Annotated in this window: 14 protein-coding genes and 1 tRNA gene; 4 read left to right on the top strand and 11 right to left on the bottom strand. The window is 64.2% G+C overall.

Features of this window, described 5'->3' with window-relative positions; genetic code table 11:
- Nucleotides 1-123 precede the first annotated feature (123 nt).
- From FHS78_RS17810 to FHS78_RS17795, 4 genes are all read right to left on the bottom strand, one after another.
- Nucleotides 124-1389: an ammonium transporter gene (locus tag FHS78_RS17810; RefSeq protein WP_167095725.1), complete on the bottom strand. Its 1266-nt coding sequence runs from the start codon at nt 1387-1389 to the stop codon at nt 124-126.
- A gap of 433 nt (nt 1390-1822) precedes the next feature.
- The gene (locus FHS78_RS17805; protein WP_167095724.1) at nt 1823-3142 is read right to left on the bottom strand and encodes an ammonium transporter; all 1320 of its coding nucleotides are present in this window, start codon (nt 3140-3142) and stop codon (nt 1823-1825) included.
- Between the two features lie 58 nt (nt 3143-3200).
- Complete coding sequence (locus FHS78_RS17800) at nt 3201-3539, bottom strand: P-II family nitrogen regulator (RefSeq protein ID WP_167095723.1); 339 nt, start codon at nt 3537-3539, stop codon at nt 3201-3203.
- 453 nt (nt 3540-3992) lie between these two features.
- Nucleotides 3993-5336, bottom strand: coding sequence for an ammonium transporter (locus FHS78_RS17795; protein ID WP_167095722.1), 1344 nt, complete (start codon nt 5334-5336; stop codon nt 3993-3995).
- A 625-nt stretch (nt 5337-5961) separates the two neighbouring features.
- Here FHS78_RS17795 and FHS78_RS17790 point away from each other — a divergent pair.
- Complete coding sequence (locus FHS78_RS17790; RefSeq protein ID WP_167095721.1) at nt 5962-8217, top strand: PQQ-dependent dehydrogenase, methanol/ethanol family; 2256 nt, start codon at nt 5962-5964, stop codon at nt 8215-8217.
- Between the two features lie 163 nt (nt 8218-8380).
- Here FHS78_RS17790 and FHS78_RS17785 read toward each other — a convergent pair whose 3' ends face one another.
- A complete protein-coding gene (locus FHS78_RS17785; RefSeq protein ID WP_167095720.1) occupies nt 8381-9820 on the bottom strand; it encodes an amidase in 1440 nt (479 codons plus the stop codon).
- Between the two features lie 98 nt (nt 9821-9918).
- Here FHS78_RS17785 and FHS78_RS17780 point away from each other — a divergent pair, with 98 nt between their 5' ends.
- On the top strand, nt 9919-11199 hold the full coding sequence (locus FHS78_RS17780) for an FAD-dependent monooxygenase (RefSeq protein ID WP_343042010.1): 1281 nt from the start codon (nt 9919-9921) through the stop codon (nt 11197-11199).
- 131 nt (nt 11200-11330) lie between these two features.
- On the opposite strand, the gene FHS78_RS17775 is transcribed toward FHS78_RS17780, so the two are convergent.
- The 4 genes from FHS78_RS17775 to trxA all read right to left on the bottom strand — a co-directional run bounded on the left by FHS78_RS17775 (nt 11331) and on the right by trxA (nt 13625).
- Nucleotides 11331-11687, bottom strand: a complete 357-nt coding sequence (locus FHS78_RS17775) for a gamma-butyrobetaine hydroxylase family protein (RefSeq protein ID WP_167095719.1) — start codon at nt 11685-11687, stop codon at nt 11331-11333.
- Nucleotides 11688-11695: 8 nt separating this feature from the next.
- Nucleotides 11696-11908 carry a Trm112 family protein gene (locus tag FHS78_RS17770; RefSeq protein WP_167095718.1) on the bottom strand — a complete coding sequence of 71 codons (213 nt, stop codon included), beginning with the start codon at nt 11906-11908 and terminating at the stop codon, nt 11696-11698.
- A gap of 67 nt (nt 11909-11975) precedes the next feature.
- Nucleotides 11976-12650 (bottom strand): LON peptidase substrate-binding domain-containing protein, encoded by a 675-nt coding sequence (locus FHS78_RS17765; RefSeq protein ID WP_167095717.1) that lies wholly within the window; start codon nt 12648-12650, stop codon nt 11976-11978.
- A gap of 30 nt (nt 12651-12680) precedes the next feature.
- Nucleotides 12681-13625, bottom strand: a complete 945-nt coding sequence (gene trxA / locus FHS78_RS17760) for a thioredoxin (RefSeq protein WP_425500313.1) — start codon at nt 13623-13625, stop codon at nt 12681-12683.
- A 280-nt stretch (nt 13626-13905) separates the two neighbouring features.
- Here trxA and FHS78_RS17755 point away from each other — a divergent pair.
- Nucleotides 13906-13980: transfer RNA gene (locus FHS78_RS17755), tRNA-Gly, on the top strand.
- A gap of 66 nt (nt 13981-14046) precedes the next feature.
- On the opposite strand, the gene FHS78_RS19265 is transcribed toward FHS78_RS17755, so the two are convergent.
- The gene (locus tag FHS78_RS19265; protein ID WP_205305372.1) at nt 14047-14793 is read right to left on the bottom strand and encodes an HNH endonuclease; all 747 of its coding nucleotides are present in this window, start codon (nt 14791-14793) and stop codon (nt 14047-14049) included.
- Between the two features lie 269 nt (nt 14794-15062).
- Between FHS78_RS19265 and FHS78_RS17745 the strand changes: the two genes are divergently transcribed.
- Nucleotides 15063-15365, top strand: coding sequence for a ribosome small subunit-dependent GTPase A (locus tag FHS78_RS17745; RefSeq protein ID WP_167095716.1), 303 nt, complete (start codon nt 15063-15065; stop codon nt 15363-15365).
- A 6-nt stretch (nt 15366-15371) separates the two neighbouring features.
- Here the strand turns inward: FHS78_RS17745 and FHS78_RS17740 are convergent, their stop codons facing one another.
- Nucleotides 15372-16316 (bottom strand): LysR family transcriptional regulator, encoded by a 945-nt coding sequence (locus FHS78_RS17740; protein WP_167095715.1) that lies wholly within the window; start codon nt 16314-16316, stop codon nt 15372-15374.
- Between the last annotated feature and the right edge of the window lie 111 nt (nt 16317-16427).

The raw sequence follows: 16427 nt of genomic DNA, 5'->3' as shown, positions 1-16427 counted from the left end.
TCGGCGGTCCAGCGCTACCGACCGGCCCTTGAGGTGGAAAACTCTGTGGATTCCTCGTGGGTTATCCACAAAATCCGAAGCAATCCCTTAAAACTGCGTTAACCGGGCCCGGGGGCGGCCGCCTCAGCGGGCGCCCACTTCCTGTTCCGGGTTGGCGCCGATCATGTGAACGGAGAGGTCCGCGCCCCTGTGTTCGGCCTCCGGATCCAGGCGGATGCCGACCGTGGTGCGCAAGCCCGCATAGACGGCGAGGCCGGCGGCGAAGGCATAGGCCGCGCCCGCCAGCGAGCCGACAAGCTGCGCCATGACGCTGACGCCGCCCATGCCGCCCAGTTGCTCCAGGCCGAAGACGCCCGCGGCCACGCCGCCCCAGAGACCGCACAGCCCGTGCAGCGGCCAGACGCCGAGGACGTCGTCGATCCGGAAGCGGTCCTGACAGGCCTCGAACATGACAACGAAGATGGCACCTGCGACGCCGCCCACGACAAGGGCGCCGACCGGATGCATGATGTCGGAACCGGCGCAGACCGCCACCAGGCCCGCCAGCGCGCCATTATGCACGAAGCCGGGGTCGTTCCGGCCCGCGACGAGGGCCGCGAGAATGCCGCCCGCCATGGCCATCAGCGAATTCATCGCGACGAGGCCGGAGACGCCTTCGAGCGACTGGGCGGACATGACGTTGAAGCCGAACCAGCCGACGCAGAGCATCCAGGACCCGAGCGCGAGCCAGGGAATGGACGAAGGCGGGAAGGCGTGCAGCTTGCCCGAGCGGGAATAGCGGCCCGAACGGGCGCCGAGCATCAGGACCGCGCCGAGCGCGATCCAGCCGCCCACGGCATGGACGACGATGGAGCCGGCGAAATCGTGGAAGGGCGCGCCGAAGGCGGCGGTCATCCAGTCCTGGATGCCCAGATTGCCGTTCCAGACGATGCCTTCGAAGAAGGGATAGACCAGCGAGACGAGGATCGCCGTGGCGCCGACCTGCGGCCAGAAACGGGCGCGCTCGGCGATGCCGCCGGAAATGATCGCCGGAATGGCGGCGGCGAAGGTGAGCAGGAAGAAGAATTTGACGAGATCCTTGCCCTGAGGCGCGTATCGGGGTGCGAGGCTGCCGGCGGCGCCGGAAAGTTCATGCGCGGAGGCGAAGAAGTTCATCCCATAGGCCACCATGTAGCCGATGAAGAAATAGGCGACGGTCGAGACGGCGAAATCCACGAGGATCTTCACCAGCGCGTTCACCTGGTTCTTGTGACGGACCGTGCCGACTTCGAGAAAGGCAAAGCCGCCATGCATGGCGAACACCAGAATGGCGCCCATCAGAATGAAAAAGACATCGCCGCCCGACATCGCCCCTGTCAGGGCTGCGGGCGCGCTCTCGACCGGATTCATGAAATGCTCTCCTTCGGTGCCACCGTCGGTCCGCACGGAAATGCCGGACCGTTTCTCCCGGGCTGTTGTCGCGTCCCGCCGCTTGGGGGAGACGCCCAGCCTTTTTATTCAGCGGGTTGCACAATCAAGGGGCATGCCAGCCTGCTCATTTTCCGGGCAAGGGCGAAGATTGGGGGATTTCTGTCTGATCCGGGTGTGAAGGAAAATCGGAGGCGGGAAATACGCCTAATAATTGGACCCGATATATAGGCAAGTAGACTAATTAATATGCATTTCGTGGTGGCAGCCTCCGGTGTCCGGGGGCGGTCGCCATCGGCGGGCCCGACAAAAAAGAGCCCGACGGGTGACCGTCGGGCTCCAGTGTTGCCGGCGCCACCCGGAGAGTCGGTGGCAGAGGGGTGGGAGCGCCGGCTTTCGTCCTTTCAGTCCGGCGTTACGCCTGGCTGAACTCGGGATAGGCTTCGACGCCGATCTCGGCCTTGTCGAGACCCATCATCTCTTCCTCTTCCGAGGCGCGGATGCCGATCGTGAAGCGCAGTGCGAGCCACAGGACCAGGCTGACCAGCGAGACGAAGATGCCGATCGAGATCACGCCCGTCGCCTGGGTGGCGAAGCTCGTGTCCGCATTGGTGATCGGAACCGCCATCGTGCCCCAGATGCCGCAGAAGAGGTGAACCGGGATCGCACCCACGACGTCGTCGATCTTGAGCTTGTCGAGGAGCGGAACCGTCAGCACCACGATCACGGCGCCGATACCGCCGATCACCATTGCCCAGCCCAAGGTCGGGGTGAGCGGTTCGGCCGTGATGGAGACGAGACCGGCCAGAGCGCCGTTCAGCGCCATGGTGATGTCGACCTTCTTGTAGATCAGCTGCGTCATCACCATCGCCACGACAACGCCGGAGGCGGCCGCGATGTTGGTGTTGATGAAGATGGTCGCAATCGCGTTGGCGTCGTCATAGGTGCCGAGTGCGAGCTGCGAGCCGCCATTGAAGCCGAACCAGCCGAGCCACAGGATGAAGGTACCGAGCGTGGCGAGAGGCATGGACGAACCCGGAAGGGCGTTCACTTCGCCGTTCGGGCCGTATTTGCCGATGCGCGCGCCGAGCACCAGCGCACCCATCAGAGCCGCCCAGCCGCCGGTGGAGTGCACGATGGTCGAGCCGGCGAAATCGGAGAAGCCCATTTCGCTCAGCCAGCCGCCGCCCCACTGCCAGGAGCCCTGGATCGGGTAGATGAAGCCGGTCAGGAAAACGGTGAAGATCATGAAGGGCCACAGGCGGATACGTTCCGCAAGCGTACCGGACACGATCGAGGCCGCGGTGGCGACGAACACCATCTGGAAGAACCAGTCCGAAGCGGAGGCGTAGCCCGCGCCGTCGGTGGGCGGCGAATCCGACACGCCCCAGATGGAGATCGAGCCGACATAACCGCCGTCAACGCCCGCATACATCAGGTTGTAGCCGATGAGGTAGTAAAGGATACCGGCCACGGAATAGAGGGCGATATTCTTCGTGCACTGCATGGCCACGTTCTTGGAACGGACGAGACCCGCTTCCAGCATGGCGAAGCCGGCCGCCATGAACATGACGAGAAAACCGGTCATCAGGAACGACAGCGTATTGAAGATATACGCCGTGTCGGGCGCGGAGAGCGTAAACGCTTCCTCCTGCGCAAATGCGGGCGATGCCAGGGCGATCGAAGCGATCGCCGCTACCCCCGCAATCTTCGTTAGGTTGGACTTCTTGCTCATAATTCCTCTCGCTTTCGAGATTGCCTTCCCCAGGGAGTACCCGTCTAACCCGGCACGGTCAGAGGGCTTCCGCGTCGGTTTCGCCGGTGCGGATACGCAGCACCTGTTCCACCGAGCTCACGAAAATCTTGCCGTCGCCGATCTGACCGGTCTTGGCGGCACCGCTGATGGCGGCAACGACCTTGTCGGCCTGATCGGTCGGCACTGCGACTTCAATTTTCAGCTTGGGCAGGAAGTTCACGGCATACTCCGCGCCGCGATAGATTTCCGTCTGGCCCTTCTGGCGGCCATACCCTTTTACTTCCGTCACCGTCAGGCCCTGGACCCCAAGCGCGGTGAGCGCCTCGCGGACCTCGTCCAGCTTGAACGGCTTGATGATTGCCATAACGAGCTTCATATCGAGTTTCCTCTTCTCTCATTTGGCCGGGCAGATCACACACCTGGCAGTTCATGCGCATGTCTGGCCGTACCGACGTTCCCCTCATGATCCCTGCCGGGCGTCATCTCCCAGGCCCGGCTTACCGGACATTTGCCGCAAGCAAGCGGGAGCGGGTTGCAAAGGCATCTTCAAAAATCGTGCCGGACAGGAACTTTTTGGTAAGCCTTTGAATCGACACCATGAATCCCCATGGTGAGTTCGGGAGGGAAAAACAAGCCCCCACAGGGGCCGTGAATCCGGGCGCGGTTGCACAAAAAGTGTGCACCCGGACAATGCCGTGAACAACTGGCATCTTTTTCGGCAGCGCAAGAATCGTCGCGATGGGTCACTCCGAAGGGCGGATATGAAAAAGGGCGCCCCGCGGGGCGCCCTTTCCTTGTTCTGAATTTCCGTGTCCGGAATGCCGCGGCCCTACTGGATCGTCTCGCCATGCAGCGTGATGTCGAGGCCCTCGGTCTCTTCCTGCGGCGTCACGCGCAGGCCCAGCACGGCCTTCACGATCATCAGCAGGATGAAGCTGCCGATGCCGGAATAGGCCAGGGTGATCAGCACGCTCTTGATCTGGATCCAGAGCTGGGGCCAGTTGCCTTCCAGGCCGCCCGCCGTGCCGCCGACCGCGGCGGAGGCGAAGACGCCGGTCAGTACCGCGCCGACGATGCCGCCCACGCAGTGCACGCCGAACACGTCCAGCGCATCGTCATAGCCCAGCGCGTTCTTCAGGCTGGTCGCGGCAAAGAAGCAGAGCACGCCGGAGGCAAGGCCGATCCAGAGCGCGCCGCCCGGCGCCACGAAGCCGGATGCCGGGGTGATGGCGACGAGGCCGGCCACCGCGCCCGAACACATGCCCAGCAGGGTGGGCTTCTTGTGGACGAGCCATTCGGCGAACATCCAGGACAGGACGCCCGCCGCGGTCGCGATCTGCGTCACGGCCATCGCCATGCCGGCACGACCGTCGGCGGCAAGCTCGGAGCCGGCGTTGAAGCCGAACCAGCCCACCCAGAGAAGCGAGGCGCCGATCATGGTCAGCACCACATTGTGCGGTGCCATGTTGTCATGGCCGTAGCCCTTGCGGGGGCCGAGCACGAGGCAGCAGACGAGGCCCGCGATACCGGCATTGATATGCACCACCGTGCCGCCGGCGAAGTCGAGCACGCCGTCGGCGCCGAGGAAGCCGCCGCCCCAGACCCAGTGGGTGACCGGCGAATAGATGAAGACCAGCCAGAGCGTCATGAAAAGAAGCATGCTGGAAAACTTCATGCGGTCCGCATAGGCGCCGGTGATGAGCGCAGGCGTGATGATCGCAAAGGTCATCTGGAACATCATGAAGACGGTTTCGGGGATGGTGCCGGAAACGGCATTCACCCCGACGCCCGACAGGAACGCCTTGTCGAGGCTGCCGATGACGGCGTTCATGCCGCCGCCGTCGGTGAAGGCGAGGGAATAGCCCGCCACCATCCAGACGATGGTTCCCACCGCCGCCATGACGAAGTTCTGTGCTGTCATCGCCACGACGTTCTTCTTGCGGACCATGCCGCCGTAAAAGAGCGCCAGGCCCGGAATGGTCATCAAGAGCACCAGCGCGGTGGCGGTGATCATCCATGCGGTGTCGCCCGCGCTGATGGCCGGGGCCCCGGCTTCCTGGGCGAACGCTCCGCCCGCGCCGGCCAACAGGGCGAAGGTGCCGGCTGCCGCGGCGAGCGCGGTCCGGGTGGCGGCCCGCCGTACGCCCCCGGCGAAGATCTGAGTTTCTTTCATCGAATTTTGCTCCTTGGCTGCGGCAGGCCTCCTGCGGCCTGTCTTTTTTGCGCGCCTTTGATCGGAGGGAATGCGCCTCCCGGCACATTGCCCGTCAGGTTCCCTATCTCAAGAAGTGTGCCGATTTGTTGTGCAGATGTAAGCCATTGTTAAATAACGGGTTTCCCAACATTTCCGGTTCATTGCCATCCTGTAACCCGGGTCTTTCTGCCTAAATTCTAGGCGCGGTCGGAAATTGCCGTCGGGATTGGCCGGGGCGGGAGGATCGGTCCCGTTCGCCGATCCCGCGCCCATGCCCGTCCACCGGGGCGGCCCGGGAACGCGGCTGCCTTCCGGCCGTGCGACCGGCCCATTCGCCCGGGCGACTCCGGTAACCCATTGAAGGAACGATTGTTTCCGGCGCAGCTGACGCCGCTTGCCGCAAGCGGGTGACTAAAATGCGCTCAATTTGGTCATGATGCACAAATTATGTGCTGAAATTGCCGCGAAAGTCCGCCGCCGAACCATTTGCGCCTTCCCCCGGTTGCGCTACTCTCTGGACAAAAGGCGGAGTGTAACTCCGCATAAGAAGAAAGGCCTGCGCGCCTTCCTGGCAGCGGGCGAGGGACAACAGGACGGGGAGACTATGGCGGATTCCACGAAAAAGTGGCCCGTGGCGGTGAATGCCGTCGCCGGGCTGGCGCTGATCGGCGTGATCGGCTGGCTGATATTCGGCGGCGGCGACGACGCGCCGCAGCAAATGGCGGAACAGACGGCGGCGACGGATGCCGATACGAGCGGCATGGCCGAACAGCCGGCCGCCGCCGAGGAAGGGGACGGTATCGCCGACATCGCCGAGAACATCATCGGCGATATCGACGGCGACAAGATCATCAATGCGGACGAGCATCCGGGCGACTGGCTCGCCCATGGCCGCGACTATAACGAGCAGCGTTTCTCGCCGCTGACCCAGATCAACAGGGACACCGTCAAGGACCTGTCGCTGACCTGGTCCTACGACACGGGCACGGTGCGCGGTCTGGAAGCCACGCCCATCGTGGTGGACGGGCGCATGTTCGTTTCGCTGAGCTGGGGCAAGGTGGTCGCGCTCGACGCCACGACCGGCGAAGAGTTGTGGAGCTTCGATCCGGAAGTGCCGGGCGAATGGGGCCGCTATGGCTGCTGCGACGTGGTCAATCGCGGCGTCGCGGTGTGGAAGGGCAAGGTCTATGTCGGCAGCTTCGACGGACGGCTTTTCGCGCTGGACGCCAGGGACGGCTCGGTCGTCTGGGAAAAGAATACGGTGCCGGGTGCGCCCTATACCTCCACGGGCGCGCCGCGCATCGTGAAGGGCAAGGTGCTGATCGGCAATGGCGGCGGCGAATACGGCGTGCGCGGCTATATCACCGCCTATGACGCGGAGACCGGCGAGCAGGCCTGGCGTTTCTATACGGTGCCGGGCGATCCCTCGAAGCCGGTGGAAAACCCCGAACTGGAAAAAGCCATTCCCACCTGGAAGGGCGGCGAATGGTGGAAGATCGGCGGCGGCGGCACGGCCTGGGATTCGATGGTCTACGACCCCGATCTCGACACGCTTTATGTCGGCACGGGCAATGGCTCGCCCTGGACGCGGGAAATCCGTTCGCCGGGGGGCGGCGACAATCTGTATCTCGCCTCGATCCTCGCGCTCGACCCGGATACGGGCCGGATGAAGTGGTATTATCAGGAGACGCCCGGCGACAACTGGGACTACACCTCCACACAGCCGATCATGCTGGCCGATCTCGATATCGACGGCGAGACGCGCAAGGTTCTCATGCATGCGCCGAAGAACGGTTTCTTCTACGTGCTGGACCGCGAGACGGGCGAGCTGCTGTCGGCGAAGAATTTCGTCACCGTGACATGGGCCAGCCATGTCGACATGGAGACGGGCCGTCCGGTGGAAACCGACAATGCTCATTACAAGGACAAGACGCAGTTCATCCTGCCGTCGGCGAATGGCGGGCATAACTGGCATCCGATGGCTTACAGCCCGGACACCGGCTATGTCTATCTGCCGACGCAGGATATTGCCGGCATCTATTCGCTGTCTTCGGAGTGGCGGCAGGACCGCAAGTTCACGCCCGAGAACAACTGGTGGAATACCGGCCTCGACTGGGCGGCCTATATCGACGCGATCAAGTCGCTCGGCGAAATCCCGCTCAGTCATGGCTTCCTGAAGGCGTGGGACCCGGTGAAGGGCGAGGTTGCCTGGCAGGTGGAATATCCCGCCCCGCTCAATGGCGGCGTTCTGGCCACCAAGGGCGGTCTCGTCTTCCAGGGAACGGCGGACGGCTATCTCTACGGCTATGACGCGAAGACGGGCGAGAAAGTCTGGGAACGGAATATCCAGACCGGCATCGTCGCGCCGCCCATCTCCTATGAGATCGACGGCACGCAGTATCTCGCCGTGCTGGCGGGCTGGGGCGGCGTCAACATCGCTTCGGGCGATGCGAGGACCTCCGCGGCGGCGAAATACGGCAATGACGGGCGGATGCTCGTCTTCAAGGTCGGCGGGACGAAGGAACTGCCGAAGCTCGCCATGCTCGACCAGTCCATTCCGGCCTGGCCGGCGCTCACCGCCGACGAGGCGACGGTGCGCGAGGGCGAGGTGTCCTTCGCCGAGCACTGCATGGTGTGTCACGGTGCGCTGGCGATCAGCACCGGTATCACGCCGGACCTTCGCCGGATGAACGAAGTGACGCGCAAGCACTTCCAGGACATCGTGCGGGGCGGCATGCTGAAGGATCGCGGCATGGCAAGCTTTGCCGATCTCATCAGCGAGGAAGAGGCCGACGCCATCAAGGCCTATATCCAGAAGCGTGCGCTGGAAGACAGGGCGCGGATGCAGCCGACCAACTGACGGTCGATCCGTTCACGAAGGAAACCCCGGAGAGCAATCTCCGGGGTTTTTTCGTTTTTCTTATCTGTCATCCCGGGCTTGTCCCGGGATCCAGGGCGTCATATGCCGAGGTCCGCGGCCCCTGGACCCCGGCATAAAGCCGGGGTGACCATTCTGGGTTGGGTCAGCACAGCGCCGCCTCCACCGCCTTTGCCAGACGCAACAGCTTTTCATCCTGACCCGGGGCCGCCTGCAGCATGAGGCCGACGGGCATGCCTTTCGCGTCATGCCCGACGGGCAGGGTGACGGCGCAAAGACCGAGCTGATTGCCGATGGTGGTGTTGCGCAGCGCCATGCGGTTTGCCTGTCCATAGGCGTCGCCGCCGGGCTCCAGCTCGGCGATGGGCGGCGGCGCGATGGCAACGGTCGGCATCACCACCGCGTCAACGCTGGCCGTGCGGGCAAGGTAGAGATTGCGGATATCCTCGCGCCTGGCGTCGGCGCGCATCAGCTCCGCGAGGTTCAGCGTTTCGCCCGCCGTGACACGCTCGAAGACCGGCCGGAAGATTCGCTCCTCATTGGCGCGCAGCATTTCGCCCCACAGCGCATAGGCATCCGCCACGAGGCGGCTCTCGGTCGGCGACCAGGCGAGCGCGTTGATCTCGTCGAGTTCCGGCAGGTCGCGTTCGACGATGCGCACGCCTTTCGCCACGAGTTTCCGAAGCGCATCGTCGACCGCCGCCGCGATGCCGTCATCGAGATCCTGCCAGCCCACATCGCCGGCAACGCCTTTGGGGAGCCAGAGCACGGCGCGGTCGAGCGCGCCGCCCGCGATGTCCGGTGCCTTCACGCCGGCGAGAAGGGCAAAGAGCGCGGCGGCGTCGGCCACATCGCGGGTCAGCGGTCCCACCGTGTCGAAGGTGTGGGACAGGGGGACGGTCCCGGCGAGGGATACGCGGCCATGCGTGGTCTTGAGGCCGACAAGCCCGTTCCAGGCGGCGGGGATGCGCACCGAGCCCCCCGTATCCGTGCCGATGGCGGCGGCGGCGAGACCGGACGCAACCGATACGCCGGCGCCCGCCGAGGAGCCGCCCGGCGCGCGCTCCACCCTGTCGTCCCACGGATTGGCGGGGGTGCCGAAATTCGGGTTCACGCCGAGGCCGGAAAAGGCCAGCTCCGTCATCGTCGTCTTGCCGAGCGCGACGAGGCCCGCCCGGGTGAGGCGCGAAAGCACCGCCGCGTCGCGCGCCGGGGTTCTGTCCTTCAGGGGCAGCGATCCGGCGGCGGTCGGCTCTCCGGCCATGTCGAACAGGTCTTTCCAGGAGAGCGGCACGCCGTCCAGCAGGCCGCGCCGGAGCCCCCGCTTCGCGCGGTCGGCGGCGGCGGCGGCTTCCGCGCGGGCGCGCTCCTTCGTCAGGCGGACATAGATGCGGCGGTGCGGATCGTTTTCCTCCGCATGGGCGAGGAAAACTTCCGTCACGTCGCGCGGGTCGGCAACGCGGTCCTCGAAGAGGGCGCCCAGTTCCAGCGCGCTCATATGGCTCCAGTCATGGGTGACGGCGGCGACGGGCTGTTTGCGGGGGGTCTTGCGGGGCGTTTCAAGGTCGTCTCGGGTCTTTCCCATGGCCGTTTCCTCCCGTTCTTCTTGTTCGTTGAGGAAAAGAGTAGCGCCCGGGAAGGGCGTCCGTCCATCGGGGCCGCCCCTGCGACGAGAAGGCCGCCATGTGCCTCTGGACATATGGCGGCTTCCGGCCAATTCTGTGCGTCATGAGCGAGAAAATGATCGACAGCGATGTGCTGATTGTCGGCGGCGGCCTTTCCGGCCTTCCGCTGGCGCTGGCGCTGGCGCAGGGCGGGCTGAGCGTGACCGTCGTGGATGCGCTGGACCCCGCGACGGCGACGGATGCGGCATTCGACGGGCGGGTTTCCGCCATCGCCTTTGCTTCCTGCCGCATGTTCGACCAGCTGGGCGTGACGCCGCATCTGAAGGGGCAGATGCAGCCCATCAACGACATCGTGGTGTCGGACGGGCGGCTCTCGGAAGGGGCTTCGCCCTTCTTCCTGCATTTCGATCACACGGAAATCGGCGACGAGCCGCTCGGCAATCTGATCGAGAACCGGCATATCCGCATCGCGCTGCAAAAGGCCGTGGTGGCGGCGTCCGGTATCCGTGTCGTCGCGCCCAATGCGGTGAAGAGCGTGGAATATGGCGCGTCGCATGTGACGGGGCATCTGGCCGACGGCACGGCGGTGAAGGCCAAGGTGTGCCTTGCCTGCGACGGGCGCGGGTCGCCCACGCGCAATGCGGCGGGGATCAAGACCGTCGGCTGGTCCTACAACCAGACCGGCATCGTCTGCACGGTGGCGCATGAGCTGCCGCATGAGGGCGTGGCGCAGGAATATTTCCTCCCCGGCGGACCGTTCGCCATCCTGCCCATGGTGGGGAACCGGTCCTCGCTCGTCTGGACGGAAAAGACGGCGGATGCGAAGGCGATCCTGTCGCTCGATGACGAGGAATTCGCCGATGAGATGCGCGAGCGCTTCGGCGATTATCTGGGCGATTGCGCGCCGGTCGGCCCGCGCTGGTCCTATCCGCTGACGCTGCAGCTTGCCCGCGACTATGTGCGGCCGCGTCTGGCGCTCGTTGCCGATGCCGCGCATGGCGTGCATCCGATCGCGGGGCAGGGGCTCAATCTGGGTCTGCGCGACGTGGCGGCGCTCGCGGAAGTGCTGGTGGACGCGGCGCGGCTCGGCCTCGATATCGGGCAGATCGACGTGTTGAAGCGTTACGAGCAGTGGCGCCGCTTCGACAACACGGCGCTCTCCTTCATGATGGACGGGCTCAATCGGCTGTTCTCGAACGACATTACGCCCGTGCGCCTTGCGCGCGATCTGGGGCTTGGCGTCGTCAACCAGATCGGCCCGCTCCGTCGCCTCTTCATACGCCATGCCGGCGGCGCGGTGGGCGACCTGCCGAGGCTTCTCCGGGGCGAGGCGGTTTAGGGCCAATTGTCCTCATCCTGAGGCGGCCGGTGGAGAGAAATGTCATTGCGAGCGTGAACGAAGCAATCCAGAGGCCACAGCCTCCGGACTGGATTGCTTCGTCGCTGCGCTCCTCGCAATGACGGTCGCGCTCAGTCCCGGTTGAGGCCTTTTTGCTCCAGCGCGTAGAGATAGTCGGTCCAGATCTTTTCCCGATCCTTCCCGAGCCGGTAGAGCGTTTCCCAGGTGTAGAGGCCGGTGTCGTGGCCGTCGGAGAAGATGAGGCGGACGGCGTAATTGCCGACGGGTTCCACCGCGTCGATGGCGACATTGCGCTTGCCGCCCAGCGTCACCTTCCGGCTCGCGCCATGGCCCTGCACTTCGGCCGACGGGCTTTCGACGCGCAGATATTCCGCAGGCAGATGGAATGTCGCGCCGTCGTCGAAGACGACTTCGAGGGCGCGTTCGGATTTCCTGAGCTTGATGTCGGTCGGCCAGGGAGAGGCCATGTCGGGCCTCAGTCGTCCAGCGCGCGGGCTTCGTCCACCAGCATGATCGGGATGCCGTCGCGGATGGGGAAGGCGAGTTTCGCCTTTTCCGAGATCAGCTCCTGCTTCTCGCGGTCATAGGTGAGCGTCGATTTGGTCAGCGGGCAGACCAGAATTTCCAGAAGCTTCGGGTCCACTTCGGGCCGGGCGCCGCGCGGGGCTGTTTCTGTGTTCTCGCTCATCCTGTTTTCCTTTTTGGCAGGCGGTCTTTCGCGCGCCCTTATGCCATGAAACCGCGCCGGGCCGAAACTACTGAACGGTATTGCCGCTTTCCGTGTCCTGAAGCGCGACCTCGGTGAGCGCGATCAGCATCTGGTTGCGGTCTTCCAGCGTTTTGGCTTCCAGAAGCGCCTGCTTTTCCTTCGGCCCGTAAGGGCTGATGGTGCAGAGCGAATTCACGAGGTTCTCATTGGAGGAGGCCTTGATCGCGCGCCAGTCCGCCTGCAGCTCGTAGGCTTCCAGATATTGCTGCAAGACCTCAATGAGGCGCTCGCGGCTGACGGCTTCCTCGCCCTCGCCGGGGGTGAGATCGTCGCGATAATCGTCCCACGCCACCTCGCATTGCCGGTAGGGCGTCATGGCGTCGAGTTCCCTGACGATGCGGAAACGGGAGACGCCCGTCAGCGTGATGACCAGGCGCCCGTCCGGCGTTTCGGCATAGGAGGTCACGCGGCCCGCGCAGCCCACTTTCAGCAGCGGCGGGTTGTCGGAGGGGCGGATCACGTCTTCCGATTCCGGTTCGGGCTGGACCATGCCGACGATGCGCTCGCCGCGCATGGCGTCGTCCACCATCTGCAGATAGCGCGGCTCGAAAATATTGAGCGGCAATTGCCCGCGCGGCAGCAGCAGCGCACCGGCGAGCGGAAAGACGGGGATCACCGAGGGCAGGTCCTCCAGGGATCGGTATCGGTCGGTGAGTCCCAAAATACGTCCTTTGTCCGGTCTGGAGCGGGCTTAGCTGAACAGGATGGACGACAGGCGGCGGCGGCCGGCAAGGGTCGCCTCGTCGGTCGGGCCATAGGCGTCGAAGAATTCCAGAAGCTGCTTGCGGGCGGCCTCGTCGTTCCAGCCCCTCTCCACCTCGATGATGTTGAGAAGCTGTTCCACCGCGCCTTCCCGGTCGCCGCGCCCGTTGAGCGCGAGAGCGAGGTCGAAGCGGGCCTGATGGTCTTTCGGGTTTTCGGCGAGCTTTGCCTCCAGCTCGGCCGTGTCGCCGGCCTCATCGGCCTTCTGGGCCAGGGAGAGGGCGGCCTGCGCCGATTTGTAGTCGGGATCGTTGGTGCCGTCGGGCCGGATGAGCGCCAGCGTCTGGCGCGCGCGCTCCAGATCGCCATTGGCGATATAGCATTGCGCAAGGCCGGAGACGGCCGCCGGGTGGCCCGGCTCCTGCTGGATCACTTCGGCGAAGGCCTGGGCGGCGCGGTTCAGATCGCCGCCTTCGAAGGCGGCCTTGCCGAGCGTGACGAGCTGGTCGGTCTGGGTGGGGCCGGGCTCGGGTGCGCCGAGGCCCTTGATGAATTCCTTGAGCTGGCTTTCCGGGATCGCGCCCATGAAGCCGTCCACGGGCTGGCCGTCGCGGAAGGCATAGACGGCGGGGATCGACTGCACGCGAAGCTGCTGGGCGACTTCGGGATGGTCGTCGATATTCATCTTCACGAGCTTCACCGCGCCGCGCGCCTCGCGCACCACCTTTTCGAGGATGGGCGTGAGCTGCTTGCAGGGGCCGCACCAGGGTGCCCAGAAATCCACCAGCACGGGCACCTGTTTGGAGGCCTCGACGACATCGGCCATGAAGTTCTGCGTGGTGGTTTCCTTGATGAGGTCGCCATCCGCGCCGCCTGCGCCCGCGCTGCCCATGGGGGACGCGCCCGCGTTTCCGTTGCCGATAATGGGATCCATGTTTCTCCGGCCTTTCCATCCTGACCTTGCTCCCCAAAAGATGGGGCGAGGCCATGCGAAAACAATGATTTAGCTCATGGTTTAGCGAGAAGCGCGGGCGAGCGAAAGGGGCAGCGGGCGCAACAGGCGGTCCCGGAAGGCGGTCGGGGGCCCCGAGGCGGCGGATTCGGTCGCAAAATCGTCGTTAAGCCCCTTTTTGGCCCTTGCATTGGGTCAAGCGATAGGTCATAAAACCGCCCTCACAGGCAGCCGGTTCCGCCGGATTTCGCCTGACCCGGATGCGGGCGTAGCTCAGGGGTAGAGCACAACCTTGCCAAGGTTGGGGTCGTGAGTTCGAATCTCATCGCCCGCTCCAGACTTTCAACGACTTAGCAGCGATTTGGGCCTTCCAGTTCCCTTCGGGGGAGCAACGGGGAGCAGATTATTGCTTTTCCTCGGCCAGAAAGTCGCCCAAAGGGCGGGCCGTTTTGCGAGAATTGCACTGCAAGCACGCCGTCACCAGGTTGTCTGCGCTGTTATCGCCACCCTTGGCTACAGGGGTGACGTGATCGAGTGTCGCGGTGAAGCGCGTCAATTGCTTGCTGCAGTAGGTGCAGTGGTAGTCGTCGCGCTCCCATATTTTGATGCGGTTTTCTCGCACATTGTAGAAATCAGCCTCTAGCGCGTCGGCGGTGATTGGGCGCGTCTCTTGCTGGGCGGCGCGGCGGCGCTGGCAGACCTCAATCTCCTCCGGCAGCAAGAGACGAAAGAGGGTACCTTCCCGGTTGGGTTCGCCCTCCTGTCGGATTGCGCCAATGGCTTCCAAGCCGTCGAGTGTCTGTTTTGCACTGGCATAGCTCATTGCCGTGTTGGCAGTCCCGTCTCGCGAAGTGTCAGGACGGTCAGCGCGATCTGAGTAGGCTGATTTAACTACTCCTGATTTCAGGCCGCGACGGCTCACTCTCACGTAGGGCGTTCCATGCTCGATCAGCGAGTGACGTAGAAAGTGAAGGTAGAACGCCGCCTCGTATGGCTTCAATTCTGGCATTAACAGATCAACAACATCACACATGATGTCGGGCAACTCCAAGCCTGAAAAGGCCCGGAACTCGCTTGCGCTTTCGGCTTGTTCGGCGGCTGTCTCAAGGTTTCGGAGCAACTGTTGAATCTGCTGTATGGTGTCTTTCATGGCTTGAGGTTAGCACATCAATCACATCTGCACACCTGGAATAGAAAGGCCGCCCCAAGTCGAGGCCTGAGTTCACAAACGAAGTGCAACACCAGCTTAAGGTGTTGCGATGGGGCAGATATACAATCAGTTCACACTGGAAGACCGGTGCGAGATTGCCCGCCTACGTGGCGCGGGGCGCAAACACCTCAATGTAATCGTCGCCGAGGATGCTCATAAAGCGCGCCGTATCATGCGGAAGGTGCGGATGGCTGCTCGACACGCCCGGCATGCGCGAACTGCAACTGACCGAGGCCGCTGCGGGGGTCGAAGAGGTCTTCGAAGGCATCCTTGCGCTGTCGTGGCAGTGCCGCTTTTCCGATTGCGCGCATGACGCCGAGCCGGGTTGTGTCGTGCAAGCCGCTCTCGATGCGGGAACGCTTGAGGTCGCGCGCTTTAAACCGCAGGCGGAAACTCGCAGCAGAAGAAGCTACAACACCGAAACGCTTTCGGAGAGGTGGGCGCGCGACCGCGCGTTCGACAAAATGTTGCGATCCGTCTCAAAGGAAAAAGCAAAGAGGAGAGAGGAATGATCCGCCCTACTCCCCCTTCTTCGCGCCTGCGCGGCGTCGCGCCTCGTCGAGCAATAGCTGGGCGGGGAGGGGGCGTGTCTTGGCGGGTCTTGTGACGAGGTAGACGGGGTAGCCCGGCAGGGGGCGCCAGGAGAGCAGCGGCCATAGCTCGCGGCGTCTGACCTCATCCTCCACGATGCAGGTGGGCAGGAAGCCGATGGCGGCGCCGGTGAGGATGAGGCGTTTCAACTCGCCCAGATCTTCCGAGCCGCCGCGCACATATTTGCCGAGGCCGAACTGGCGGCGGAAATTCATCAGCTCCACCGGCTCGTCGCGGCCCGTCAGGAAGAAATGTTCGTCCGCCAGCGCACGTGGATTGTCGAAGCTCTGGCCGAAAAGCGCATGGTTCGCGCTGCAGTAAAGCTGCTGCGTTTCGCTGAACATGGGCTCATAGGCGAGCACGGAATCGAGGATCTGCACATAGCCGAGCCCGGCATCCGCCTCGCCCGTGCGGACCGCGTCCAGGATGCTCTGCCAGGGCGCGAGGTCGATCGAGACTTCGAGCAGCGGATGGCGGCGCGCCATGGCGGCGAGGATCTGGTCGAACTCGCGGTCGCGGATGCTCGACATGATGGCGATGCGCAACGCCCCTCGCACGCTGCCTGCGGCCTGTGTCAGCAGGTCGGGCGCCTGACGCATCAGTTCCACCATCTCAGAGGCGATGTCGAAAACGATCCGGCCTTCCGGCGTCAGCGAGAAGCCGCCGGGGCCCCGCTCGCAGAGCTGGACGCCGAGCTGCTCTTCGAGGCGGGACAGCGCCTGGCTGGTGGCGGGCTGCTGGCGGCCCAGTGCGCGGGCGGCGGCGGTGACCCCGCCATGCTGGACGATTTCGTGAAAGAGCCGCATCAGGTTCCAGTCCAGGCGGCGCCAAAGCAGGTCGTGAGGGGTCATGGGGCTTTTCATCGCGGACATATCCCGTTCTCCGACCCTAGAGCGGTTTCATCATAAAAGGAATCGTCAGGGGATTCCCACGGGGGACGACACATGATTCTGTATCCCGAGGCAGATCGGGAGGCAGATATG

This window comes from Parvibaculum indicum (genome assembly GCF_011762095.1).
Lineage (GTDB): Bacteria > Pseudomonadota > Alphaproteobacteria > Parvibaculales > Parvibaculaceae > Parvibaculum > Parvibaculum indicum.
This window is presented reverse-complemented; position numbering and strand designations above follow the sequence as displayed.